General features: G+C 33.9%; 26 protein-coding genes and 1 pseudogene. 23 read left to right on the top strand and 4 right to left on the bottom strand.

Features of this window, described 5'->3' with window-relative positions:
* The first annotated feature begins 1 nt into the window (after window position 1).
* Window positions 2-508: a hypothetical protein gene (locus tag COD11_RS13500; RefSeq protein WP_098797425.1), complete on the top strand. Its 507-nt coding sequence runs from the start codon at window positions 2-4 to the stop codon at window positions 506-508.
* A gap of 31 nt (window positions 509-539) precedes the next feature.
* Entirely contained in the window at window positions 540-1,025 is a 486-nt protein-coding gene (locus tag COD11_RS13495) for a glutathione peroxidase (protein ID WP_098797424.1), read from the top strand.
* Window positions 1,026-1,048: 23 nt separating this feature from the next.
* Here COD11_RS13495 and COD11_RS13490 read toward each other — a convergent pair whose 3' ends face one another.
* Window positions 1,049-1,294, bottom strand: coding sequence for a hypothetical protein (locus COD11_RS13490; protein WP_098797423.1), 246 nt, complete (start codon window positions 1,292-1,294; stop codon window positions 1,049-1,051).
* A gap of 148 nt (window positions 1,295-1,442) precedes the next feature.
* On the opposite strand from COD11_RS13490, the gene COD11_RS13485 reads away from it, so the two are divergent.
* The 10 genes from COD11_RS13485 to COD11_RS13440 all read left to right on the top strand — a co-directional run bounded on the left by COD11_RS13485 (window position 1,443) and on the right by COD11_RS13440 (window position 9,990).
* Window positions 1,443-2,069 carry an HD domain-containing protein gene (locus COD11_RS13485; protein WP_098797422.1) on the top strand — a complete coding sequence of 209 codons (627 nt, stop codon included), beginning with the start codon at window positions 1,443-1,445 and terminating at the stop codon, window positions 2,067-2,069.
* A gap of 150 nt (window positions 2,070-2,219) precedes the next feature.
* Window positions 2,220-3,338 carry a conserved virulence factor C family protein gene (locus tag COD11_RS13480; RefSeq protein ID WP_098797421.1) on the top strand — a complete coding sequence of 373 codons (1,119 nt, stop codon included), beginning with the start codon at window positions 2,220-2,222 and terminating at the stop codon, window positions 3,336-3,338.
* A gap of 95 nt (window positions 3,339-3,433) precedes the next feature.
* A complete protein-coding gene (gene ilvD, locus COD11_RS13475) occupies window positions 3,434-5,125 on the top strand; it encodes a dihydroxy-acid dehydratase (RefSeq protein ID WP_098797420.1) in 1,692 nt (563 codons plus the stop codon).
* Between the two features lie 187 nt (window positions 5,126-5,312).
* Window positions 5,313-5,747, top strand: a complete 435-nt coding sequence (locus tag COD11_RS13470) for a BrxA/BrxB family bacilliredoxin (RefSeq protein WP_098797419.1) — start codon at window positions 5,313-5,315, stop codon at window positions 5,745-5,747.
* A gap of 73 nt (window positions 5,748-5,820) precedes the next feature.
* The gene (locus COD11_RS13465) at window positions 5,821-6,600 is read left to right on the top strand and encodes a class I SAM-dependent methyltransferase (RefSeq protein ID WP_098797418.1); all 780 of its coding nucleotides are present in this window, start codon (window positions 5,821-5,823) and stop codon (window positions 6,598-6,600) included.
* Window positions 6,601-6,631: 31 nt separating this feature from the next.
* Window positions 6,632-6,763 carry a YuzL family protein gene (locus COD11_RS13460; protein WP_098797417.1) on the top strand — a complete coding sequence of 44 codons (132 nt, stop codon included), beginning with the start codon at window positions 6,632-6,634 and terminating at the stop codon, window positions 6,761-6,763.
* Between the two features lie 336 nt (window positions 6,764-7,099).
* Window positions 7,100-7,705, top strand: coding sequence for a YpjP family protein (locus COD11_RS13455; protein WP_098797440.1), 606 nt, complete (start codon window positions 7,100-7,102; stop codon window positions 7,703-7,705).
* Window positions 7,706-7,913: 208 nt separating this feature from the next.
* Window positions 7,914-8,654 (top strand): anthrax toxin lethal factor-related metalloendopeptidase, encoded by a 741-nt coding sequence (locus COD11_RS13450; RefSeq protein ID WP_098797416.1) that lies wholly within the window; start codon window positions 7,914-7,916, stop codon window positions 8,652-8,654.
* A gap of 47 nt (window positions 8,655-8,701) precedes the next feature.
* Window positions 8,702-9,496 (top strand): thymidylate synthase, encoded by a 795-nt coding sequence (locus tag COD11_RS13445; RefSeq protein ID WP_098797415.1) that lies wholly within the window; start codon window positions 8,702-8,704, stop codon window positions 9,494-9,496.
* Window positions 9,493-9,990: a dihydrofolate reductase gene (locus COD11_RS13440; protein WP_098797414.1), complete on the top strand. Its 498-nt coding sequence runs from the start codon at window positions 9,493-9,495 to the stop codon at window positions 9,988-9,990. Before COD11_RS13445 ends, COD11_RS13440 begins: the two co-directional genes overlap by 4 nt.
* A 30-nt stretch (window positions 9,991-10,020) precedes the next feature.
* Here the strand turns inward: COD11_RS13440 and COD11_RS13435 are convergent, their stop codons facing one another.
* Window positions 10,021-10,689 carry a hypothetical protein gene (locus COD11_RS13435; RefSeq protein WP_098797413.1) on the bottom strand — a complete coding sequence of 223 codons (669 nt, stop codon included), beginning with the start codon at window positions 10,687-10,689 and terminating at the stop codon, window positions 10,021-10,023.
* A gap of 166 nt (window positions 10,690-10,855) precedes the next feature.
* Here COD11_RS13435 and COD11_RS13430 point away from each other — a divergent pair, with 166 nt between their 5' ends.
* Window positions 10,856-11,887: an ROK family transcriptional regulator gene (locus COD11_RS13430; RefSeq protein WP_098797412.1), complete on the top strand. Its 1,032-nt coding sequence runs from the start codon at window positions 10,856-10,858 to the stop codon at window positions 11,885-11,887.
* A 164-nt stretch (window positions 11,888-12,051) separates the two neighbouring features.
* Window positions 12,052-13,275: an MFS transporter gene (locus COD11_RS13425; RefSeq protein ID WP_098797411.1), complete on the top strand. Its 1,224-nt coding sequence runs from the start codon at window positions 12,052-12,054 to the stop codon at window positions 13,273-13,275.
* Window positions 13,276-13,391: 116 nt separating this feature from the next.
* Here COD11_RS13425 and trhA read toward each other — a convergent pair whose 3' ends face one another.
* Window positions 13,392-14,033, bottom strand: a complete 642-nt coding sequence (gene trhA / locus COD11_RS13420; RefSeq protein WP_098797410.1) for a PAQR family membrane homeostasis protein TrhA — start codon at window positions 14,031-14,033, stop codon at window positions 13,392-13,394.
* Between the two features lie 101 nt (window positions 14,034-14,134).
* On the bottom strand, window positions 14,135-14,371 hold the full coding sequence (locus tag COD11_RS13415) for a hypothetical protein (RefSeq protein WP_098797409.1): 237 nt from the start codon (window positions 14,369-14,371) through the stop codon (window positions 14,135-14,137).
* 196 nt (window positions 14,372-14,567) lie between these two features.
* On the opposite strand from COD11_RS13415, the gene ilvA reads away from it, so the two are divergent.
* The 9 genes and pseudogenes from ilvA to COD11_RS13365 all read left to right on the top strand — a co-directional run bounded on the left by ilvA (window position 14,568) and on the right by COD11_RS13365 (window position 23,244).
* On the top strand, window positions 14,568-15,836 hold the full coding sequence (gene ilvA / locus COD11_RS13410) for a threonine ammonia-lyase IlvA (protein WP_098797408.1): 1,269 nt from the start codon (window positions 14,568-14,570) through the stop codon (window positions 15,834-15,836).
* A gap of 154 nt (window positions 15,837-15,990) precedes the next feature.
* Complete coding sequence (locus tag COD11_RS13405) at window positions 15,991-16,242, top strand: DUF2535 family protein (RefSeq protein WP_098797407.1); 252 nt, start codon at window positions 15,991-15,993, stop codon at window positions 16,240-16,242.
* Window positions 16,243-16,453: 211 nt separating this feature from the next.
* Window positions 16,454-17,296, top strand: a complete 843-nt coding sequence (locus tag COD11_RS13400; RefSeq protein ID WP_098797406.1) for a DegV family protein — start codon at window positions 16,454-16,456, stop codon at window positions 17,294-17,296.
* Window positions 17,297-17,526: 230 nt separating this feature from the next.
* Complete coding sequence (locus COD11_RS13395; protein ID WP_231307715.1) at window positions 17,527-18,549, top strand: nucleoside hydrolase; 1,023 nt, start codon at window positions 17,527-17,529, stop codon at window positions 18,547-18,549.
* A 25-nt stretch (window positions 18,550-18,574) separates the two neighbouring features.
* A complete protein-coding gene (locus tag COD11_RS13390; protein WP_098797404.1) occupies window positions 18,575-19,159 on the top strand; it encodes an SCO family protein in 585 nt (194 codons plus the stop codon).
* A gap of 162 nt (window positions 19,160-19,321) precedes the next feature.
* Window positions 19,322-20,116 (top strand): annotated as a pseudogene (locus COD11_RS27540) (SGNH/GDSL hydrolase family protein).
* 18 nt (window positions 20,117-20,134) lie between these two features.
* Window positions 20,135-20,710 carry a YpmS family protein gene (locus COD11_RS13375; RefSeq protein ID WP_176551081.1) on the top strand — a complete coding sequence of 192 codons (576 nt, stop codon included), beginning with the start codon at window positions 20,135-20,137 and terminating at the stop codon, window positions 20,708-20,710.
* Window positions 20,711-20,961: 251 nt separating this feature from the next.
* Window positions 20,962-22,119, top strand: a complete 1,158-nt coding sequence (locus tag COD11_RS13370; RefSeq protein ID WP_098797400.1) for an FxLYD domain-containing protein — start codon at window positions 20,962-20,964, stop codon at window positions 22,117-22,119.
* A 3-nt stretch (window positions 22,120-22,122) separates the two neighbouring features.
* The gene (locus tag COD11_RS13365; protein ID WP_098797399.1) at window positions 22,123-23,244 is read left to right on the top strand and encodes a S1C family serine protease; all 1,122 of its coding nucleotides are present in this window, start codon (window positions 22,123-22,125) and stop codon (window positions 23,242-23,244) included.
* The last annotated feature ends 50 nt before the right edge of the window (window positions 23,245-23,294 follow it).

The following is a 23,294-nucleotide window of genomic DNA, read 5'->3' as shown; positions in this document are numbered from 1 at the left end:
TATGTTTGATCCAACTGTCTTTGATAACTTAAAAGTAGTAATAGAAGGATATATATATGACTTGGACCTTGAAGGGAAAATAAATGTTATTGGTCGAAGTGATATTGTTGACTTAGCCTCAATGGTTAGAAAATATTTAATTACAATTGAAGATGTTAGAAAAAGCAAACGGTCAATCCTCATACAAATTGAAATACCTCACCGGGAATTATCTGGAGAGCTGTTAGAAACAAATGAAAAGCCCGGCTGTTATGTGACTGTGACTTTTTGTGAGAACAACGGTACACATGAATATGATGAATTATTACTAAAAAAATTAAAAAGAAGTTGGGGAAAACAACATGTTGTGAAGTTATTCTTAACAAAAGAGATAACTGACCTTAGCGTCAAGTATCATCATAAATATATTGTGGAGTTTCAAACTTTATTTGGTGAAGATTCCATTGATGATTTAATAAATATTTTAAACCATTCAATTTCATTATTAGGGCTGGGCTCCAAGAGGTAATAGATTTTTAAATAAAAGGAGGTTTCAAGTAATGAGTTTATACCAATTTAAAGTAGAAACAATCAAAGGTGAAATAAAAACATTGGAAGAATATCAGAATCAGGTCCTTCTTATTGTAAATACAGCAAGTAAATGTGGTTTTACGCCTCAATATAAAGAATTACAAGCTCTTTATGATGAATACCATAAACAAGGTCTTAACATTCTTGGTTTTCCTTGCAATCAATTCATGGGGCAGGAACCCGGTAATAATGAAGAAATTGAAAGTTTTTGTGAAATCAACTATGGTGTTCGTTTTCCAATGTTTGCAAAAATTGATGTTAACGGTGAAAATGCTCATCCATTATTTAAGTATTTGGCATCTGAAACTCCAGGATTGCTTGGAACAAAATCGATAAAATGGAATTTCACAAAATTTCTTGTGAATTCTAATGGTCAACCAATAGAGCGATTTTCACCGAATACAAATCCAAAAGAAATAAAACCTCATATTGAAAAGTTACTAAAAGAAGTCTAAACGTTAGACTTCTTTTTCAATAGCTAAAGAACAAGCAAATACTGTAGTTGTCCTCCGGTAAGGGTGGTAACTTGTTTCACTTTATATCCAATACTAAAAAGTTGTGACAACGTCTCAGCACAATTTTGACGAGGTGGCTCGATTGGGGCATGATAGCTACTATATAGTTGCTTAAATTGATTTCGTTCATTGCAATGTAGAAGAATAACATGCTTACCAGTCCAAGCTTGGCCGATCATTGGTTGCTGTTGGTTTCTCGCGTTTTTCATGAACATACTCCTTTAAAAATTGATAAAGTAGTATATGTAAATGAGCTAGTCAGTGTTTTTGTATTTGGAATTTTAATTGGTAGCTATAAAAAAAAGATTGTTATCGTTTCAAAAATCGTTTCTTAAGAATGAGGAGTGTAATTGTGAAGTGGAGAAAACAAAGAAAATTATCGTACAAACGATAGAAGATTTTGTGAAAAAAAGATTAAAGCAAGAGGGTAGCGGTCACGACTGGTGGCATATTGATCGAGTTAGAAAAAATGCCTTACTTATCGGGAAACATGAAGAGGAAGTAAATATGTTCATTGTTGAAACAGCTGCACTTTTACATGACCTAATAGATGATAAGCTGTCAAATGAGATAAAACTAGAAGTGGCTGATGTAAAAAACCTATTAATTGAATTGGAAGTTGATAATAATGAAATGGATGAAATTCTCTCTATCATTGAGAATATAAGCTTTAGAAAGCATATTTCAGCTGGTCAGCTTTCACTTGAGGCGAAAATTGTTCAAGACGGTGATCGTTTAGATGCGATTGGAGCGATTGGAATAGCCAGGACGTTTGCTTTTGCTGGTTCTAGAGGAAATGTGATTTATGACCCAGAAGGTTTGGACTTGTCTAATGCAATACAGCATTTTTATGATAAATTATTAAAATTGAAAGAGTTAATGAACACTAAAACCGGAAAGCTTTTAGCTGAAGAGCGACATCAATATCTCGAAGGTTTTTTGGAGCAGTTTCTAACAGAGTGGAATGGTCCGAAAAAAATATAACACAGGTAGTATGCTCGGCTTTTTCAAAGAATTTGTGTGTTTTTCAACTGTTAAACGTCAATGTAGGTGTAGAAGGCAAACCCTATGAATAGCATGAAAAATAGTGGCTATGTTACAATATCATTACGAAAAAAATAAAGGAGTGCCATTATGAAAATAAAGTCAATTGAACCTACTCCTAGTCCAAATACGATGAAGGTTCTTTTATCAGAAGAGCTTCCTACTGGAAAAAGCAATAATTACAAAAAAGATCAAGCTAGTGAGGCGCCTGCTATCATTAAAGATATTTTATCCATTGAAGGAATTAAAGGTGTTTATCATGTTGCTGACTTCCTTGCTGTTGAAAGGAATGCAAAATATGATTGGAAAGATCTTTTGGCACAAGTTCGTCAAGCATTTGGTGAGGAAGTAGCTGAACAAGCAAATAATGCAACAAATGAAGAAGCATTTGGAGAAGTAAAGGTTTTTATTCAAAAGTTTAATGGAATTCCAATGCAAGTAAAACTTACTGATGGAGTTCTTGAGGAACGATTTGGCTTACCAGATCGTTTTAAAGAAGCGGTTATGACTGCACAACAAGCCGATGACAATGTTGTTCTTGATAGGCAATGGAAAGAACATGGAGTTCGATATGGTGAACTTGCTGATATCGGAAAAGAAGTTGTGGATGAAATCAGTGCTGCTTATTCGGAAGACCGTCTAAAAAGGCTCATTAAAGCAGCAACTGAAAAAGAAAAAACAAAAGTTCAAGCTCGTAAATCATACAAAGTCACCCTTGATATGCTTGATGAGGAAGATTGGACAAATCGTTTCGCACATTTAGACCAAATGGACCCAACCGAAGAAGACCTGCCAGTACTTGAAAAAGCACTTGATGATGAAAAACCATCGATTAGAAGGCTTGCAACTGTCTATTTAGGTATGATTGAAAAATCAACTGTATTACCTTTATTATACAAAGCACTAAAAGATAAATCAGTTACAGTAAGAAGAACAGCAGGTGACTGTTTATCAGATATTGGTGATCCTGCCGCAATGAACGAAATGATCGATGCACTAAAAGATAAAAACAAACTAGTAAGATGGCGTGCAGCCATGTTTCTATATGAAGTAGGAGATGAGTCAGCCCTTCAAGCATTAAAAGAAGCCGAAGATGATTCGGAATTTGAAGTAAGTATGCAAGTGAAAATGGCAATTGGACGAATTGAAGGCGGAGAAGAAGCAAAAGGCTCTGTTTGGAAACAAATGACAGAGAGTAGAAATGGGTAGAACTCAAAACTAAACAGTCAATTACGATTGACTGTTTTTATTTGCAGGGAATTTACTGAATATTATTACAAAATAAAAAGTATGGAGGTATTATGATGACCAAAGATTTGAGAAATGAAAGTAAGGTATTTGAAGGGGCGTTAAGAGCACCAAACCGTGCAATGCTGCGTGCAGTAGGTTTTAGTGATGAAGATTTTAAAAAACCTTTGGTTGGGGTTGCAAGTACTTGGAGTGAAGTCACACCTTGTAATATACATATTGACAAGCTTGCTATTCAATCAAAGAATGGAGCAAATGAAGCAGGCGGTAAAGGGATGATATTTAATACAATTACCGTATCTGATGGAATCTCAATGGGAACAGCTGGTATGAGATATTCTCTTCCAAGCCGTGAAGTGATTGCTGATTCAATTGAAACAGTTGTAGGTGGAGAAAGCTTAGATGCAGTTGTTGCTATTGGAGGCTGTGACAAAAATATGCCGGGGTGCTTAATTGCTCTGGCACGTATGAATTTGCCGTCAGTATTCGTTTATGGTGGCTCCATTAAACCAGGTAATTTGAATGGAAAAGATATTGATATTGTATCTGTTTTTGAAGGTGTTGGTCAATACAATGCAGGAAAGATTAATAAAGATGAATTAAGTAAAATCGAGTGTCATGCATGTCCTGGTGCAGGATCTTGCGGAGGAATGTATACAGCAAACACAATGGCATCTGCAATCGAAGCAATGGGAATGAGTTTACCTGGCAGCTCCTCTAACCCTGCTGAATCAGATGAAAAATTTCAAGATTGCTTTGATGCAGGTGATGCTGTGTATAAGTTAATTGAGAAAGGAATTAGGCCAAGAGATATCATGACTAAAGAAGCATTTGAAAATGCTATAACAGTTGTGTACGCACTTGGTGGTTCAACAAATGCTGTTCTTCATATACTTGCAATTGCACATGCTGCTAAAGTGGATTTATCAATTGATGACTTTGATCGAATTCAAAGACGTGTTCCTCATTTAGCAGACTTAAAGCCAAGTGGAAAATATGTTATGAATGATTTGCACCAAGTTGGGGGAGTTCCAGCTGTTATGAAATATCTTCTTAAGGAAGGCTTCTTACACGGAGATTGTTTAACGGTAACAGGTAAAACAGTTGCTGAAAACTTAGCAGATTGCAAAGAATTAAAAGAGGGACAAAAAGTGATTTATCCTGTATCTGAAGCAAAACGTAAAGACGGTCCTTTAGTCATTTTACGTGGTAACCTTGCACCAGAAGGAGCAGTTGTTAAAGTATCTGGTTTAAAGGTGTCGAAGTTAACTGGACCAGCAAAGGTGTTTGACACAGAAGAAGAAGCATCAGAAGCAGTTATTTCAGGAGAAATTAAAGCAGGTGATGTTTTAATCATACGTTACGAAGGCCCAAAAGGTGGACCAGGTATGCCTGAAATGCTATCTATTTCAGGGATTCTTGTAGGAAAAGGTTTAGGAGAAAGTGTTGCGTTATTAACGGATGGACGTTTCTCAGGAGGATCTCATGGATTAGTAGTTGGTCATATTTCTCCAGAAGCACAAGTTGGTGGTCCAATCGCTTTTGTAGAAAATGGAGACATGGTTACAGTTGATAGTGAAAAACGTGAACTGTCTGTTGCATTAACAGAAGAACAATTTGAACAACGTAAGAAAAATTGGGCAGCACCTGAGCTTTTAGAACGAGGTGTTCTTTCAAAATATGCCCGTCTTGTATCAAGCGCTTCAAAAGGCGCAGTAACTGATTTGTATGTGGAAAATGATAAGTGAAAAATGATTTTAAAGCTTTAGCAGCTCATACTTCTCGTACAAATTAACGACAAGGTATAAAAAGAGTAAGTGAATAAAGAAACAACCTAATGTTTTTAGTTGTTAGGTTGTTTCTATTTATTTGCAAGAATGAGGACCCTATAGTATTCTTTACTTACATTAATACACATTTTGGAGGGATTATATTATGTCAATGGCATATGAAGAATATATGAGACAAATGGTAAAACCAATGAGAGCAGAATTAACAAATGCAGGATTTGAAGAATTAACAACAGCAGAAGATGTGGAACAATTCATGAGTGAAGAAAAAGGCACAGTTTTAGTTGTAGTTAACTCTGTCTGCGGGTGTGCAGCCGGCTTAGCAAGGCCTGCCGCAACACAATCTGTTTTGAATGCTGAAAAAAAACCAGATCGAATTGTTACTGTTTTTGCTGGACAGGATAAAGAAGCGACTAGTAAAATGCGTGAGTACTTTAAAGGACAGGAACCTTCGTCACCATCAATGGCACTTCTTAAAAATGGTGAAGTTGTTCACTTTATACCTCGTCACGAAATTGAAGGAAACTCAATAGAAGAGATAATGGGAAATTTAGAATCTTCATTTGAAAAATATTGTTAAAAGAAAGGGTGCTATAGCATCCTTTTTTTACAAGATAAAACAGTGAATTTGGCATATAGGAGTATAAGTAGGTATGATAATCACCACTTCAGGAAGGCCTGATGAAAATTTAATAAAGTCTGCTATAGAAATTGCAAATGAGTTCGATTCAATTTTTTTGAGGAGAAATAAAAGAGCTGTTGATCATTTAAAAAGAGAATATGATGATGACATTCTTGTTGTTGGGAAAAATAGGATGGAACTTCATTTTTCTGATTCTAAAGAACCTTTGTTTTTTCATCCTAATTCAGCTATGTTTCGAATAAAAAGGATAATAAAGGGGGAAGATGACCCTTTTTGTTTAGCATGTAAACTTGAAAAAGGGAATTCATTTTTAGATTGTACACTTGGACTGGCTTCTGACAGTATAATTGCTAGCTATGTTGTTGGTGATAAAGGAATAGTTAATGGAATAGAAGGCAGTATGCCTTTAGCTTTTCTTGTACAAAAAGGTCTTTTACAGTGGAAAACTGGTTTACCTCAATTGGATGATGCAATGAAAAGAATTCATGTGAAAAATACAGAGCATCTTTCTTTTTTGAAAGAATGCCCGGATAACAGTTTTGATGTGATTTATTTTGATCCAATGTTTGAGGAAACGATAGAAGGGTCCGTTGGATTACAGCCTTTAAAAAGTATTGCAAATTATTCTACGTTAACTAAAGAGACTATTACTGAAGCAAAACGAGTTGCTTCAAAAAGACTCGTGTTAAAAGACCATTGGCGAAGTTCACGTTTTGCCGAATTTCAATTTCAAGTAAATGTCCGTAAAACAGCGAAATTCCATTATGGAGTCATAGATCTGAACAAATAGCAAAAGATAATATCATGGAGGTGTTATCTTTATGCCAAAAAGAAAAGTTGATCCATCTAGAGCCGGCCTTAGCTCTCCTAATGTTGAGGGACAAGGTACCACTATGAATGAAACAGGTGGTAAGCAAGTGGATTCCGCTCGAAAAAAGACAAAGAGAACATAAAGTATTTGCTTTGACAACTAAAAAGGGTGCTCACGTTTGTGGCACCCTTTGCTTTGTTTATGTATTAGTCCGTAATTTCAACGTAAATAAAATAAGCTAGTGTAACAAAAGAAAGTACAACGAATAAAGTATCATAACCCATTTCTAAACCCTCCTATACTTTTTGTACATAATATGTGATAGATAATTCTATTTTAAACGTTTTCGTTCAACAATAAAAGTGTTACATTTTATTGAACAAATTGTTTTTAAATTTTGTAATAAAATTGATATATAATAACCTCTAAGACTATGATAAAATATTGCTATAATCATAATGTTGGGGGAAGAACTGTGATGAACAAATGGTTGAGAAAATCACTCTTTATTTTATTCTCTATCGCAACCTTTGGACTTGTAACACCACCTGCGTCTTTAGCGGCAGTTCAAGAGAAGCCAGCAGAAGATTCGGTGACCAAGCCTACATTCTCGAATGAAAATGAACATGCATTACTATCTGATAACATAGATGTTGAACAGCAAGTATCTTTATCAAAAGATGAAATTATTGAGTCTCTTCTTTTTGAAGCAGAGCAAAAATCTTTTTCAAAGTTCGGAGATAAAATTGGCGATGTAATTCAAGATGAGTTTAAAAAAGTGATTCTGCCTAAAATGGAGGAAGTCATTACATATTATGTTAATGTCGAAGATGACGAACTTTTTGAACATGTTGAAATTTCTAAGCCATCCGGTGGAACCGGAGAAAAGATTTTTCACATCTATAACACACAAACAGGTGAGGATGTTTTGCGTTTTCACGTAAGAAGAGAAAATCGTCCTTTAGAAGGCTATTGGTTCAACTTTCACTATCACTCTTATCATGATTCATTTCAATCACATAAAGATTTAGGCAGTATTTATTGGGATAAAAACACTCCTCCAAATTGGATGAGTTACCATTAACGACTTTATTATTTGAAAAATGTTGAAAGGGCATACATCTGTATGCCCTTTTGCTTTAATCATTTTGATACAAAAACCAATAATCTATTCGATTCCACACTTCTAGTTAAAAATGTCTATTTATGATAGTATAGTAGAAAAGTAATTTAACCTGCAAACCTCTTAAGTTTTCTACAAATTTGTCATTAGTAAAGAGGGGATATACATCATGAAAAAGACATTATTTATTCTTTTACTCTCTCTTATTTGTATTCCATTTTATCATCTAGCAAAAGCCTTTCCTGAAGGTGTTCAGCTATCTTCATATAAGTTTGAGACAAATGGATTATCCTTATCTAAACCAATAGTTAGTGAACTGGTTTATTTACCTCCCAAAGGCTTTTCAGAAAATGATGCAATGAAGATGATAGAAAATATACAAAAAGTAGATGAAAACATTTTATTATTAGCAGCAGAGGAAAGTATTCAAATTAAACTATTCACTGGTTCTTTAACTAGTCAAAATGGTTTAGATAGATTAAAAGACTTGAAACCACGTGGATATGAAACAAATGATCCGAATTGGGAGTTAGTTCCGGGGATGAGTGATAATAGAGTCGTTTATGCAAAAATCGGGCATAGCGAATTTGGAAAAGGACATGGCTCTGTGTCACTAGAGCTTCATGAATTTGCTCATGCTGTTGATCGTTATGTTTTCCAGTACGTTCGAAAAAATCCACTCTTTTTAAATATCTGGAAACAAGAAGTTGACTCTCTTTTTCCGCTACAATCATATTTTATCCAATTCCCTGAAGAATATTTTGCTGAAACATTTGCCATGTATTATTACAATAATCAAACAAAATTAACTCTACAAGAAAAAGCTCCGTTAACTTTTACATTTATTCGTTCACTAGAAACACAAGCAGCAGAGATACGCAAAAATATTTATGTGAATTCTCAATATTAAAGTATGGTAAAATACATGAAGGATTAAAAGTAAGGGGAAATGTCTAAATGAAACAATATTTGGAATTATGTCAACATGTACTTGCAAATGGAGTGATAAAAGAAGACCGAACAGGTACGGGGACAATAAGTACATTTGGTTATCAAATGAGGTTCAACCTTAAAGAAGGATTTCCGTTAATTACGACAAAAAAATTACACACTAAATCAATTATTCATGAACTTTTATGGTTTCTTAAAGGTGATACAAATATAAAGTATCTTCAAGATAATGGTGTGAAAATTTGGAACGAATGGGCAGATGAAGATGGAGAGCTGGGTCCAGTATACGGACATCAGTGGAGAGCATGGCCTGCAAGAGATGGTTCTACTATTGATCAAATTACGAATGTTGTCCAGCAAATTAAAAACAATCCAGATTCCAGAAGATTAATTGTTTCAGCCTGGAATGTTGCAGATGTTGATTCTATGGCACTACCACCTTGTCATTGCTTCTTTCAATTTTATGTAGCAGATGGGAAGCTTTCATGTCAGTTATATCAACGTTCTGCTGACGTTTTCTTGGGTGTGCCATTTAATATTGCATCATATGCTTTACTTGTTCATATGATGGCACAAGCAACTAACTTAGAGGTAGGAGAGTTTGTTCACACTTTTGGAGATGTTCACATCTACTCAAATCATGTTGAACAAGTAAAAGAACAATTACAACGAGATCCTAGACCATTACCAACTTTAGTGATGAACAAAGATGTTAAATCTATTTTTGATTTCTCTTTTGAGGATTTCAGTTTCGAAAACTACAATCCTCATCCACATATTAAAGGAGCTGTTAGTGTTTGATTTCTTTACTAGTTGCAATGGATACTAATCGCCTTATTGGAAAAGATAATCAACTTCCATGGCACCTCCCACAAGATCTGGCTTATTTTAAAAAAACGACGATGAATCATAAAATTGTAATGGGAAGAAAAACGTTTGAATCTATTGGTAGACCACTACCAGGTCGAGAAAATATTATTGTTACTAGAGATCGAAATTATTCCCAAGAAGGATGTTTAGTCCTGAATTCCTTAGAAGGTATAGTGGAACTATCTGAGCAATCTGATGAAGAAATCTTTGTCATAGGAGGAGCGGAGATATTTCAGCAAATCTTACCTTGCAGTGGCCGCCTTTATATTACACATATTTATCATGAGTTTGAGGGAGATACATATTTTCCTAAAACAAATGAAGAAGAGTGGGATATGGTGAAATCTGATAAAGGAATTAAAGATGAAAATAATCCTTATGATTATGAGTTTGCTGTATATGAGAAAAAAGCATCATTTCGTTGAAGAACGAAATGATGCTTTTTTTAATTTTTATTAATACTTCCTATTAATGTTATTTTTAAGGTTTCTTTTAAAAGTATCAAAATCAGCCTTTATGTAATGAAAACATTTAGGATCTCCACCATGATCAGGGTGTGTTAATTTTAATAATTCCTTGTAACTTGCAACAATTTCTTTTTTACCTGCTATTTTTGCTAGACCTAATTTATGCTGATATTCCCTTAGGTGATAAGATAGATAATTTGATGTGGGTTGTTGTTGATCATGGTCTCTGTTTTTATTTTTATTCATTGAATTTTCTTTGGATCTGATTAAGTCATCTCTTAAACTAATATTTTCTTTTAATAATTGAGTAACTTCCTTTTGTAAATCATTATTTTCCTTTTTAAGTAGTGAAATTTCTTGGTTTAAATTTTCTCGTTGTGTTATATAGGAATTGGTAGTATCTTTATGAATGGCTTTTATCCCTTCAATATATTCGTCCTGTAGCTTAATTTTTGTTTGAAGTTTCTTGATAATCTCATTTTTTTCATCTCGCAGGCTGTTTTGTAATAACTTCGTTGTTTGTTTATCAACACTGTAGCCGTTATTTTCGGAAGAAGTGATTTTTCCTTCTTTAATCCACTTTCTTATTGTTAGCGTTCTTATACTCTCAGAGACTCCCGCTTTAGTGAGTTCCTCTACGGCTTCGTAAATATTCATATTGTCCCCCTAGTTTTTAATATCAAAAATACTCACTATAATATAAGTTGAACTAAGGAATTTTTTGTACTTATCATGAAATGAAATTGAAGGATTGTTTACAATATAATAATATGCTACATTACTTATTAAAGATCTTTAATAAGTTTTTTAGGGGGTGAATACATTGAAAAAAGTATTTGCTACACAAGAGCTGGTAAAGAAGAATATTCTTCGTAACATTCGTACAACTCTTTTAAGGCTGGGGAGTGCCACAAAAGTTGAACTCAGTCAAGCAATAGAAATTAGTTTCCCGACAATAAGTAAGTTTCTTGCGGAAATGGAGAAAGATGGGGAAATTATTTTAGTCGGATTAGATGAATCTAGTGGAGGGAGACGAGCAAAAAGATACAGATACAACCCCGAGCATATGCTAGGACTGGCCATTTTTTTAGAGAAAAGTGAGTCAAATTATACAATATTTAATTGTATAGGAGAAGTAAAGGAGCAGGGAAAGGTATCAAGTGTATTAATAAATGACGGGTTACCAGTACTAACTAGCTGTATCGAAAACTTGCTAAATAAATTTCCCAAAATCAGTTCTTTAGCAATTGGAGTTCCAGGTTCTGTAGATAATGGTCGGATTATTTTTATACCAGAATATGATCAGTTTCAAAATTTTGATTTAAAAGGATATTATGAGGAGTATTTTTCCATACCGGTTGCAGTAGAGAACGATATGAACGCTTCTGTTCTTGGATATAACAATAAAACAGGGAATATAAATGGGCAGTCTCTCATCTATTTGTATCTTGGTCAAAATGGTCCGGGTGCAGGTATTATGATAAATGGTGATGTGATGCGGGGAAGCACTTCTTTCTCTGGAGAGGTTTCATTTGTTCCTCAGTATAATGATCGAAATTTCGGGCAGGCTTTAGAACTTGAAAATGGGTCTAAGAAAATAATACCTTTTGAAAATAATGAGACGATTGATGCAATTAGCAGATTGGTAGCTTCATTGGCAGCAATCATTAACCCACATTCAATTATTTTTTCAAATGATGAAATAAAAAAAGAAATGCTAAATAAAATGGCTATATGCAGTTCAAAATATATTCCGTCAGAGCATCTTCCAGAGCTAGTCATTAGTGATTTGAAACAAGATTATTTATTTGGGTTACAAAGCATTGGACTAGATCTTATGATTAATGATCAATAAATTACATAGGTGTAATATTATGTGAGGTGAATTTTTCTCCATAGCTTTTAAGTTTAATACTATTATTTCCTTTACTTTTTAAAAATCTTTAATAAGTGTTTTTATCATATTGAATTGTTAAAGAGAAGATTTGACTATTATTAATAGATATAGGCGAGGTTAATATGACAACATTTCTTTTAGTTATTATTTATTTAGCATTTATCAGCTTAGGTTTACCTGATTCACTGTTAGGGGTAGCGTGGCCTGTAATGAAATCGGATTATGGTGCTCCGCTTGAGACTGCTGGATTTCTTTTTATGGCGATTGCAGGAGGTACGATTATCTCAAGTTTAGCTAGCGGAAAGATTCTTAAAAGGTTCGGGACGGGGCAGGTTACATTTGTCAGTGTTTTAATGACTGCAGGTGCATTGTTAGGGTTTAACTTTGCTCCTTCAGTTTTATGGTTATTTTTATTTGCTATACCACTAGGTTTAGGTGCAGGAGCTATTGATGCAGGATTAAATGATTATGTTGCTACACATTATAAAGCTCACCATATGAGCTGGTTACATTGTTTTTGGGGAGTTGGAGCTACTTTTGGTCCGATCATTATGGCGCAGTTCATATCAGGCCAAAATACTTGGAGAAATGGATATTTTACAATTGCAGCAATTCAGTTTACATTGGCTGTAATTCTTTTCTTTACATTGCCATTATGGAATAGAGTGGTAAAAAATAACAATACGATCTCAAATGAAGAAATGGTAGATTCAGATGAGTTGATCCGTGATGATGAAGTGAAACCTTTACAAATTAAGGGAGTAAAACTGGCTTTGGCATCCTTTCTGTTTTATTGTGGAGTTGAAGCAACAGTTGGTCTCTGGGGAAGTAGTTATTTGGTAAATGTTAGAGAGATACCTGTAGCAGTTGCAGCACAATGGGTTTCCTTTTATTATGCAGGAATAACAATTGGTCGTTTTCTAACAGGTTTTATTACTTTCAAATTTAGTAATCTTAGTCTCATTCGTACAGGGCAATTACTAGCATTAACTGGTGCTATCTTTTTATTCCTACCATTGCCGTCGGTTTTCTCCTTAGTAGGTTTTATTATGATCGGGTTAGGATTAGCGCCAATATTCCCGTGTATGTTACATGAGACACCTTCACGTTTTGGGAAAAAGCATTCCCAAACTATTATGGGTTATCAAATGGCGGTAGCTTATACAGGAAGTACATTTTTGCCGCCTCTACTTGGTTTCATGGCGTCTTATACAACAATAGGAATATTCCCAATTTGTATTATTCTTATTATTGCAGCAATGCTGTTAAGTTCTGAAAAACTAAATGTTTTACTAACAAAGAGGGCTTTACTAAAGAGAGAAAATACAAATACAACAGTAATTTAACCTTTTATAACAAAATGAATTTTTACAGTTTTCTCTTTTTAATAAAAAGACTCAAAGTAATTTGATTAAAGCAAAAGGCGCTACCCTGAAGGATAGCGCCTTTTAAATCCATTTTATTATGGCAACAAATACAATAATACAGAGAAGAAGTGCAGCACTGTACCTGCTAAAACAAAAGTATGCCAAACAGCATGGTGATATTTAAAACCACGCCAAACGTAAAAAATTGCACCAACTGTATATAATACTCCACCAATGACAAGCAAGACTACACCATTAAAGGGTACGTTGCTAATAATGTGGTTCCAAGCAAAGACAATTAACCATCCCATTACAACATACATAATGGTAGAAAAGAATAAGTACTTCTTAACGAAGAATGATTTGAAAACTGTTCCGCCTATTGCCAAACCCCAAACAATTCCAAATAATGTCCAACCGACCCATCCTTTTACCGCAATAAAAAGAAAGGGTGTATAGGTGCCAGCAATAAAAAAGTAAATAGCGGAGTGATCTAATATTTCAAAAAAATCTTTTGCTCTACCTGCTGGAAAGCTGTGAACTAAGGTTGAAGCTGTATATAGCAAAACCATCGTTACTCCAAACAAAGTGAAGCTTACGATATGCCAAGCATTTCCATGTAAGGAGGAAAAGATAATCAATATGACTAAACCAGCAATGCTTAGTAAGCCGCCAATTCCATGCGTAATTGAATTTGCTATTTCTTCACCTTTAGAAAAGGTATGTGTGTTTGCCATGCTTTTCTCCTTTCAATGAAATTGTTTTTCAATAATTTATAAATTATATCATTCATTCATAAGATGAAATAGTGACATTTATCATTTATTTACTAGAAAAATTAGCTTTTTGATTGCTGAACATGATCTTGTAAAGAAGAGACTATTTGATGAAACAATTGTTTGTCCTCAAAATCTTGTTCTTTCCAATTTTCATAAATCCAAAAAAGCATTTCTCTCGAACTGTTAAACACTTCACCGCTCGTGTCAGCTTCTCTTATCATGTAACGACCATTTTCATCATCTGCAACAATTAAACAAGGAATTGCACCTTCCTTATTTTTTATTTCATATTCCATTATTTTATCACCTCATAAAAGTTTTTGTGTAAATAATTTTTTCATTCTTTTGAAGGTTTGTCAGCTTATTGCTTGTAGTTCATCTATCTATGAGACATAAAATTAAAAATTATGTAAAACTTTTTGATATTTCCTTTAAATTTTGAATATTCATGATATAATTTCAAATTAACAAGCAGTTGAAAGGACCGTGACAATGAAACAAACAATCAATGAATTGCAAAATGTTTTTGTGGAAGATATTTTAAAAGCGCATCATTTACTTAAAGATGTTGTAACACATACTCCATTACAAAAAAATGAACAACTCTCTGAAAAATATGAGTGTAATGTTTACTTAAAACGAGAAGATCAACAAGTTGTTCGCTCATTTAAAATCAGAGGTGCCTTTAATAAGATTAAGCAGCTTGATCCTGAAAAGACAAAGAATGGTATCGTATGTGCTAGTGCTGGAAATCATGCACAAGGTGTTGCATACTCTTGCCGTCAATTAAAAATCCATGGGAAAATTTTTATGCCGTCAACAACTCCTCGTCAGAAAGTTTCTCAAGTTGAACTGTTCGGTAAAGAATACGTTGATATTATTTTAACCGGCGATACGTTTGATGATGCATATCAAAAGGCAATGATTAGCAGTGAAGAAGAGAGCCGTACTTTCATTCACCCTTTTGATGATGTAGATGTAATTGCTGGACAAGGGACCGTAGGAGTAGAAATATTGAACGATGCTGATGTGGACATTGACTATGTTGTAGCAAGTGTTGGTGGAGGCGGCTTAATTTCTGGTGTTGGTACCTACTTTCACGCGATTTCACCTTCAACAAAGCTGATAGGTGTTGAACCAGAGGGTGCACCTGCTCTTTATCAATCAAGAGTAGAAAACAAAGTAGTTTCGCTTGAGAAGATTGATAAATTTGTTGATGGAGCAGCAGTCAAAAAGGTCGGAGACAAAACCTTTTCTATTTGTAACGATGTATTGGACAAAGTTCTGCTTGTTCCAGAAGGAAAAATCTGTACAACTATTTTAGAGTTATATAACGAAAATGCAATTGTAGCAGAGCCTGCTGGAGCGATGTCAATTGCATCTCTTGATTTTTTACGAGATGAAATTAAGGGTAAAAATGTTGTTTGTATCGTAAGTGGAGGAAACAATGACATTGGTAGAATGCAGGAGATCAAAGAACGTTCAATGATTTATGAAGGATTACAGCATTATTTTATTGTGAATTTCCCACAACGTGCAGGAGCGTTAAGAGAGTTCTTAGTTGAAGTACTTGGGCCAACCGATGATATCAATCGCTTTGAGTATACCAAGAAGAATAACAAAGACAATGGACCAGCATTGGTAGGTATTGAATTAAAACAAAAAGAAGATTATGAACCTCTTGTAAAAAGAATGAAAAAGAAAGGTTTTTTTGTAACTGAAGTGAATAAGGATAGTAATTTATTTCACCTTTTAATCTAATAGTATTCTTCTGAAGAGTTGAGGTTAGTGCAAAACATTGATATCTCAACGATGAAAACGCCGAAAAAAAACTTTTCATTAGACAAAAATAGACAGACTTCTCATTGTAATTGGGTTATAATATAGGAAACGGGTAAAAAAGAGGATTGATAACTTGTTATTCAAGAGCCTAGAGTTCAAACTGGCAAGTGGACAGAAGGTAAAAATTACTGATATCCCAGTATTGGAGGAGGATAACAAAAACCGTTTCATGCTTCAAATCCGTTTACAGAAGTTTATATCCATTATCCAAACACAGATAAATCCAAGAAGTATTTATTCTTTTAAAGATTACTTGAAAAAAGTGTTGAAATGGCCTGATTACGAGGCTATCTTTGGAAGTAGTATATTAAAAAACAATGCTTAGGAGGGAACCAGGAGTGTCTGGTTCTCTTTTTTTGTTTTAAAATACTTAAATTATTACTCAATGTTTTATTCTTTCGGAATAAAACACATGGACAATATACCAATCAATAGGTTTGAAGTCGCATATAATTTTAAAAGATAAGAAATAATTTCATTGAATGTGCCTTTAATGGGGGTATAATAGTAGGTAGACTTTTTAGGGATGTGAGGATTTGCAAAAAATTAAAATTGTAACTGATTCAACAATAGATATGAGAAAAGATTTGATAGAAGAATATGATATTACGGTTGTTCCATTGTCCATTACAATAGATGATAAACAGTTTACAGACGGAGTTGACATTACTCCAGACGTTTTTATAAAAATGATGAATCAATCTATTGAACTACCTAAGAGTTCACAACCACCTGCTGGGGAGTTTCTAAGAGTGTATGAGGAGCTTAGCGAGGATGGGAGTTCAATTATTTCTATTCATATGACAAAAGGCTTAAGTGGGACAGTCCAATCAGCTCAATCGGCTGCTCAAATGGCCGAAGCTGATGTAACAGTTCTTGATTCAATGTTTATTTCTAAGGCACTAGGTTTTCAAGTTTTGGAAGCAGCAAAAATGGCTAAAGAAGGTTCTTCAAAAGAACAAATACTTCATAGGATAGCTGAAATTCGTGATCAAACAAGACTTTATTTAAGTGTAGACACACTGGAAAATCTTGTGAAGGGTGGTAGGATTGGTCGTGGAAAAGCTTTAATAGGCTCCTTACTCAATATTAAGCCAATAGCAAAATTACAAGATGGGCTTTATACTCCAGTTGGAAAAGTTAGAAGTCAATCTCAGGCAGTAAAATACTTAGCCAAACAATTTGCAGAAGATGTAAAAGGGAAAACTGTTAAAGCAGTTGGCATTGCCCATGCCGACGCACATGATTTTGCTCAAAGACTAAAGCAAGCTGTTCTTGAAATTAGTCCGAATTGCATGGTAGATATCTCATTTACAACACCTGTTGTTTCAACACATACGGGACCGGGTGCAGTAGGTTTTATGTTTTTTGCAGAGTAAATATTTGACCAAGACAAGACCATTTTTTATGGGGATTGTCTGGGTCTTTTTTAGTTCTTCATGGCATTTGATTCAAATATATAGAAAACCCATTTGTAATGGGTCAAAATATAAAAAGACATCGTGCTAAAAATTACGCATAATTATTATAAAAAGAACAGTAAAGTGCAATGAAGTATTTAAATTAGCTAATCACTCAAAACAGGTGGTGTTGAATCATCGGTAAAAAAGTGTTGTTTATCGGAGACTTTGGAATTGACGATATTGTTGCTTTACTTTTTGCTTATTATAGTAAAAGTATTGATATTGTTGGAATTGTTGTTGACTACGGAAATATCTCAAAGAAAAACGCCACGATAACAGCAAGATATATTCAAGAAATTACCCAGCTGACAGATATCCCTATTATTGGAGGTGCAGATCGACCGTTAACTGGCGAACAACCTACTTATTTTCCTGAAATTCACGGTGAATATGGACTTGGTCCGATTACGCCTGATTTGAGCGAACCGATACCTGAATTTGAGAACTTTCATGAGATTTTAACCGTTATTAATCAATATCCAAATGAAATTAGCATTGTTAATGTTGGTCGTTTAACATCATTAGCAACAGCAATTGTTTTATATCCGAATTTTCTATCGCAAGTCAAAGAGTTCTATATTATGGGCGGTGCATTCCTTTTTCCAGGTAATGCAACCCCAATTGCTGAAGCAAATTTCTATAGTGATCATTACGCAGCAAATCTAGTAATAAGTAATGTAGAAAAAGTAAAGATATTTCCTCTTAATGTAACGAATTATGCAATTATTCCTGATAACATCATAAATCAACTTGACCAATATTTTAAAAGAACAGGCGATAGTGTAGGTCAATTATTAAAGCCGATTATCACCCATTATTCAGAATGGTATAAAAAAAGAGATCCCTCCATTTCGGGTGGACCAATGCATGACTTGTTAACACTCTGGGCAGTAAAAAATAGTAACCATTTTCAATTTGTTGATAAGCCTGTAAAAATCAGTACGGAAGATGGTGTGGCGAGAGGGCAGAGCATTGGAGATTTCAGGCCTTATAAAGAGCTCGAAAAGTATCCTATACATTCAATTGCGATAAAATTTGATTACCAATTCTATATTGAGAATGTATACGATACCTTTATAAATGGCAATAAGTTTAATAATTATTCAAAAAAGCTTCACATCATTTCATCTTCCCCTTTATGTTGTATTTTGATAAACTTTTCATTATGAACGAAACAGAAGGGTGAAGGTGTTAATGAAAAAGAAAATTTTATGGAGTTTGATCGGAGCCACTATTCTTATTTTAAGTGCCTGCGGACAAAAATCACCAATTGAAAACCCACTTAATTATGAAGTTCAATCCTTTGAATATACAAACCAAGACAATGATCAAGTATCATTGGAGGATTTAAAAGGAACGGTGTGGGTAGCTGATTTTATTTTTACTAGCTGTGACACAGTATGTCCACCAATGACAGCGCACATGACGGAGCTTCAACAGATACTAGAGAATGAAGGGCTTAATACAAGGATTGTTTCCTTTAGTGTTGATCCAGAAATTGATACTCCTGATAAACTTAAAGAGTTTGCAGAGCCTTACTCAATTTCATTTGAAAACTGGGATTTTTTAACGGGATATTCACAAAAGGAAATTGAAGAATTTGCAAAAGAAAGCTTTAAGACTATTGTTCAAAAGCCAGAAAGTACAGAACAAGTGATCCATGGTACTTATTTTTATTTAGTTGATCAAAATGGAACGGTGCTAAAAGATTACAATGGTGTTGAAAATCCACCATATGATCAAATGATTGCAGATATAAAAGCAATAAGCCAGGAATAAACAAAAGATAAGCCATGAAAAAAGATTCCATAAGGAGTCTTTTTTCATAAGATATAATAAAGTTAAAAGTTTAAAAGCTAACTCTTTTTCATGATTTAAAAGGCTTTTATCCATGGTGACATGATATAATGTTTTTTTGAAACTAAATAACGGGGTGATTGTATGCTCCAAAAGCTTGTATTGTTTAGTATAATTGGCTTGTGCTTAACTGGTTGTATAAATCAGCCTGCTGCAAAACTAGAATATAAACCTGTGTCACTAAGCGAAAAGGAAACCCCTGCTGAAGATTTTTTTCCTAAAACTATGAAGGTAGTTGGGATAGGTGATTCTTTAACAAAGGGAGTTGGCGACGGAGCAGAGTTGGGTGGTTATGTTGGCAGAGTGACTGAAATGTTGGAAGAGCAAGATCACATTAAAGAAGTTTTGGTTGAAAATTACGGGGTAAAGGGACATAAAACATCTAATCTCCAAAAAAAGTTAACAAATGATAAAGTAATTGAATCCATTAAGGAAGCAGATATGATTGTTATGACTATTGGTGGAAATGACATTATGAATGTTGTTCGACAGAATATTTTCTCATTGGACTTTCAACCGTTTAGAGCATAGCAAAAACTTTACGAGGAAAGATTAAGTAATATTATTATAACAATTCGATCTTATAATTCAGATGCACAAATTGTATTTGTTGGCCTTTATAATCCTTTTAAATATATGCTTCCTAATATAACGGAAATCGATCAAATTATCGATGAGTGGAACTCAGTTTCAAAACAGATGATAACGGAAGATAAAAATGGGATATTTGTATCTGTTGAAGATATTTTCTCTACTTCTGAAGTAGACAATAAGCTATTGTACAAAGATGAATTTCATCCTAACGAAAGCGGGTATACATTAATAGCTGAGCGAGTATATGATTCTATATCTAAAGCAGAAGTATCCTTTAATGAATAGGTAGAAATGAGTGATGTAATGAGAAGGTGGAAAATTTCATTTTTTGTTCTAGCTGGGATTAACGTACTGTTTCTTTTGTTCGTGACAGTTTCTTCATTAATTCCAACCGAAAAACCTAGCGCACAAAACACGAAAGTTAGTAAGGAAGGAACTGTCCCTTTTCTTATTAAAACCCAGAAAAGTGACTTGACTCATTTAGTGAATCACTATTTAGAACAGGAAACAGGTCAGCAAAATTTACAATATCGAGTGGAATTTGAAGATAAAGTAAACGTGTATGGAGTTGTAAAAGCTTTTAATAAAGATATTGACATGAAGTTAATTCTGGAACCGAAAGTTAAATCTGATGGAAATGTTCAGTTATTGGTTAATGAATTGTCAATAGGACAGTTGAAGCTTCCTGTGTCTTATGTACTGAAATATATGAATACTTATTATGATCTTCCTAAGTATGTGGTAATAGATCCAAGTGAAAAATTGATTGATATTCATCTTGACCAATTAACATTAAAGAGTGGTTTAAGTGCAAGAGCTGAAAGCTTTAATTTAGAAAAAGATGACATCACATTTACATTATATGTTCCACTGCCGTAAGGTCTAACTTCAAATGTTAGACCTTATAGCCTTTTATGGGAAGTTTAGTTCTTTACAGCATTATTTTTTTATACTGAAAAATGGTACGAATTACCCCCAGGTTAAAACCTAGAATGATCTTGTTGAAACATGTATACTTATAGAATAGTATGTCGAATAAATAGATAGATTAATAGATGCCTGAAAAAATGTATCTATTAGACGACGTATTAGTAAGCTCTAACTCTGAAATTAGAGTGGGAGGGTTATAATTGTTTTGTATAAACTGTGGAGCTAGTTTTATAGAAAAAAATGCAAATTATTGTTCCCATTGTGGGAAAAGAAGAAATGATCATCATAAATCAATAAACAAAAAAACTTATTTACTAAGCTTCTTAATTCCAGTAGGAAGTTTTTTATCGGTTCTCTTTGTTCTAATATTTGTTTATTCTCATGAAACTAAAGTAAATGGAAATGTCATTACTTATCAAGAAAAAGCAGAAAAAGCTGCTTTAGCAGGGGAGTATAACAAAGCATTAGATTTTGTAGAAACTGGTCTTTCATATCGTAATAATTACGATATTCTATTAAATGAGAAAAAATTACTTTTAACAATTATGGATTTAAACGAGGATCTTACGGAAGTTGAAAAAAAAATAATGGATGAACAATATGAAAGTGCTCAAAGGGATCTTGATTTACTTAAGCGCCAAATGGGTACGAATCGATCACCATTATTTGTAAAGCTTAGTCACGAAATTAAACAAGCCGAAACTTCTGTCAAGGTTGGGGAAATGAAGGAAGAAATAAATAAGCTAGAATCTATAGATGAGTTGGCTGATAAATTGGCCACTTTTTATTCGTTGGAATTACAAGAAGCTACTGAATTAAAACAACAGATTTATACGAAAATGGTCACAATTAGTTCGGTTAAAGCTGAAGAAAACTTGGCGAATAAACATTTTAACCAAGCGTTAAATGTAGTAGATGAGGCATTACAGTATGTTGTCAATAATGAGAAACTGCTATCACTAAAAGATCGGATAATAGAGGAAAAGACCGGTTTTGAACAAGCTGAACAAGAACGAATTAATAAAGCTCTTCAAGCCGCTAAAATGGAAGAACAACATAATCTTACAAAAGCCGTGGAATTAACAGCAGTCAATATAAAAGTTGATAAATATGGTGATGCATATATTAATGGTTCTGTAAATAATAATGGGACTGAAACAGTGCACTCAATTGTTATTGAGTTTACAGTTAGCGATGAAAAAGGAAAGGAATTAGAGTCTGGTAAAACAAATGTGTTTCCAAATAAGCTGGAGCCAGGTGAAACTGGTGATTTTGAACATGTGACTTATTCAACAAAAGAAAATGCAAAAGTTAACATTATGAATATTTCATGGTTATTAGAAGAGAAGAAAGGATAATTTATGAATAAGAGAGTGATATATAGTATCATAGTATCCCTTCTAATTTGGATAGCAGGTGGGTTTGGCTATTTTTATATAAAAGAACAAACAACAAAAAATGTATTTTCTGAATCAACGATTTTAAACAAAGTTGAAGATTCAAATAATGATAAAACTGTTCCTGAGATAAAGGAAATTATTCGTGAGGCTCAAAAGAAAGTTGTGATGGTTGAATTAAATGATGGTACGGTTGGATCTGGCTTCTTATATAATGATAAAGGTGATATTATTACGAATGCACATGTTGTTAGTGGTGCTAGTGAGGTAAAAGTTAGAACAACCGATGCAAAAGGCTTCGATGGAAAAGTAATTGGAATAAGTACAGAAACTGATGTAGCGGTCGTTCGAGTTGAAGGTTTAGAGGATGTGGAGCCTTTAAGTTTATCACCAAATACCAAACTAGAAATTGGCGATGAAATATTGGCACTAGGTAGTCCATTAGGTTTTCAAAATACGGTTACAACTGGAATTATTAGTGGAACGGACAGAGAACTAAGTGTTGATCCGTATATTTATGAAGATGTGTATCAAATATCTGCACCCATTGCTCCAGGTAATAGTGGAGGTCCGCTGATTGACAGGCAAACTGGAGCTGTTATAGGCATTAATTCCGCTAGAATTGAGCAAGGAAATATCGGGTTTAGCCTCCCAATTAGTGCAGTATTACCACTTGTTAATAGTTGGTCAGAAACACCTATGAAGAACCTTCCTGTTGAACCTTCTATTGACGCAGCCGTTGATATAGACGAAAATAAGATTATAGAAACATCAGATTATTTAATTAGCTACTTCATTGAGAGTATAACCTTTAATGATTTTGTCACTGCTTATTCCTTGTTAGGAAGTGAATGGCAGTCAAATGTAGATTATCAATCATTTCGTAAAGAGTATTTGAATATTTTATCTATAACTATTAAAGAATTAAAAACGGTAAAAAAAGAAGAACAAATAATCGTTGAAACAGTCCTTGAGATTGTGAAAAGAACAGGTAGTGGTCAAGAAACTACTTCAACTTCTGTGAATTATGTGATAGCTTACGAGAATGATCAGGCCAAAATTATATCAGAGAAAAAGCAGGATTGATTAATCATATATATTCCTTGGATTACTAAATAAGGTAGTGTCAAAAGATT

Source organism: Bacillus sp. AFS040349, from assembly GCF_002577655.1.
GTDB lineage: Bacteria > Bacillota > Bacilli > Bacillales > Bacillaceae > Metabacillus.
This window is presented reverse-complemented; position numbering and strand designations above follow the sequence as displayed.

Bases quoted from the DNA above. Each gene is read 5' to 3' on its own strand.
- COD11_RS13500 (WP_098797425.1), top strand. From the start codon at position 2: ATGTTTGATCCAACTGTCTTTGATAACTTAAAAGTAGTAATAGAAGGA.
- COD11_RS13495 (WP_098797424.1), top strand. From the start codon at position 540: ATGAGTTTATACCAATTTAAAGTAGAAACAATCAAAGGTGAAATAAAA.
- COD11_RS13490 (WP_098797423.1), bottom strand. From the start codon at position 1,294: ATGAAAAACGCGAGAAACCAACAGCAACCAATGATCGGCCAAGCTTGG.
- COD11_RS13480 (WP_098797421.1), top strand. From the start codon at position 2,220: ATGAAAATAAAGTCAATTGAACCTACTCCTAGTCCAAATACGATGAAG.
- ilvD (WP_098797420.1), top strand. From the start codon at position 3,434: ATGACCAAAGATTTGAGAAATGAAAGTAAGGTATTTGAAGGGGCGTTA.
- COD11_RS13470 (WP_098797419.1), top strand. From the start codon at position 5,313: ATGTCAATGGCATATGAAGAATATATGAGACAAATGGTAAAACCAATG.
- COD11_RS13465 (WP_098797418.1), top strand. From the start codon at position 5,821: ATGATAATCACCACTTCAGGAAGGCCTGATGAAAATTTAATAAAGTCT.
- COD11_RS13460 (WP_098797417.1), top strand. From the start codon at position 6,632: ATGCCAAAAAGAAAAGTTGATCCATCTAGAGCCGGCCTTAGCTCTCCT.
- COD11_RS13455 (WP_098797440.1), top strand. From the start codon at position 7,100: ATGAACAAATGGTTGAGAAAATCACTCTTTATTTTATTCTCTATCGCA.
- COD11_RS13450 (WP_098797416.1), top strand. From the start codon at position 7,914: ATGAAAAAGACATTATTTATTCTTTTACTCTCTCTTATTTGTATTCCA.
- COD11_RS13445 (WP_098797415.1), top strand. From the start codon at position 8,702: ATGAAACAATATTTGGAATTATGTCAACATGTACTTGCAAATGGAGTG.
- COD11_RS13435 (WP_098797413.1), bottom strand. From the start codon at position 10,689: ATGAATATTTACGAAGCCGTAGAGGAACTCACTAAAGCGGGAGTCTCT.
- COD11_RS13425 (WP_098797411.1), top strand. From the start codon at position 12,052: ATGACAACATTTCTTTTAGTTATTATTTATTTAGCATTTATCAGCTTA.
- trhA (WP_098797410.1), bottom strand. From the start codon at position 14,033: ATGGCAAACACACATACCTTTTCTAAAGGTGAAGAAATAGCAAATTCA.
- COD11_RS13415 (WP_098797409.1), bottom strand. From the start codon at position 14,371: ATGGAATATGAAATAAAAAATAAGGAAGGTGCAATTCCTTGTTTAATT.
- ilvA (WP_098797408.1), top strand. From the start codon at position 14,568: ATGAAACAAACAATCAATGAATTGCAAAATGTTTTTGTGGAAGATATT.
- COD11_RS13390 (WP_098797404.1), top strand. From the start codon at position 18,575: ATGAAAAAGAAAATTTTATGGAGTTTGATCGGAGCCACTATTCTTATT.
- COD11_RS13375 (WP_176551081.1), top strand. From the start codon at position 20,135: ATGAGAAGGTGGAAAATTTCATTTTTTGTTCTAGCTGGGATTAACGTA.
- COD11_RS13365 (WP_098797399.1), top strand. From the start codon at position 22,123: ATGAATAAGAGAGTGATATATAGTATCATAGTATCCCTTCTAATTTGG.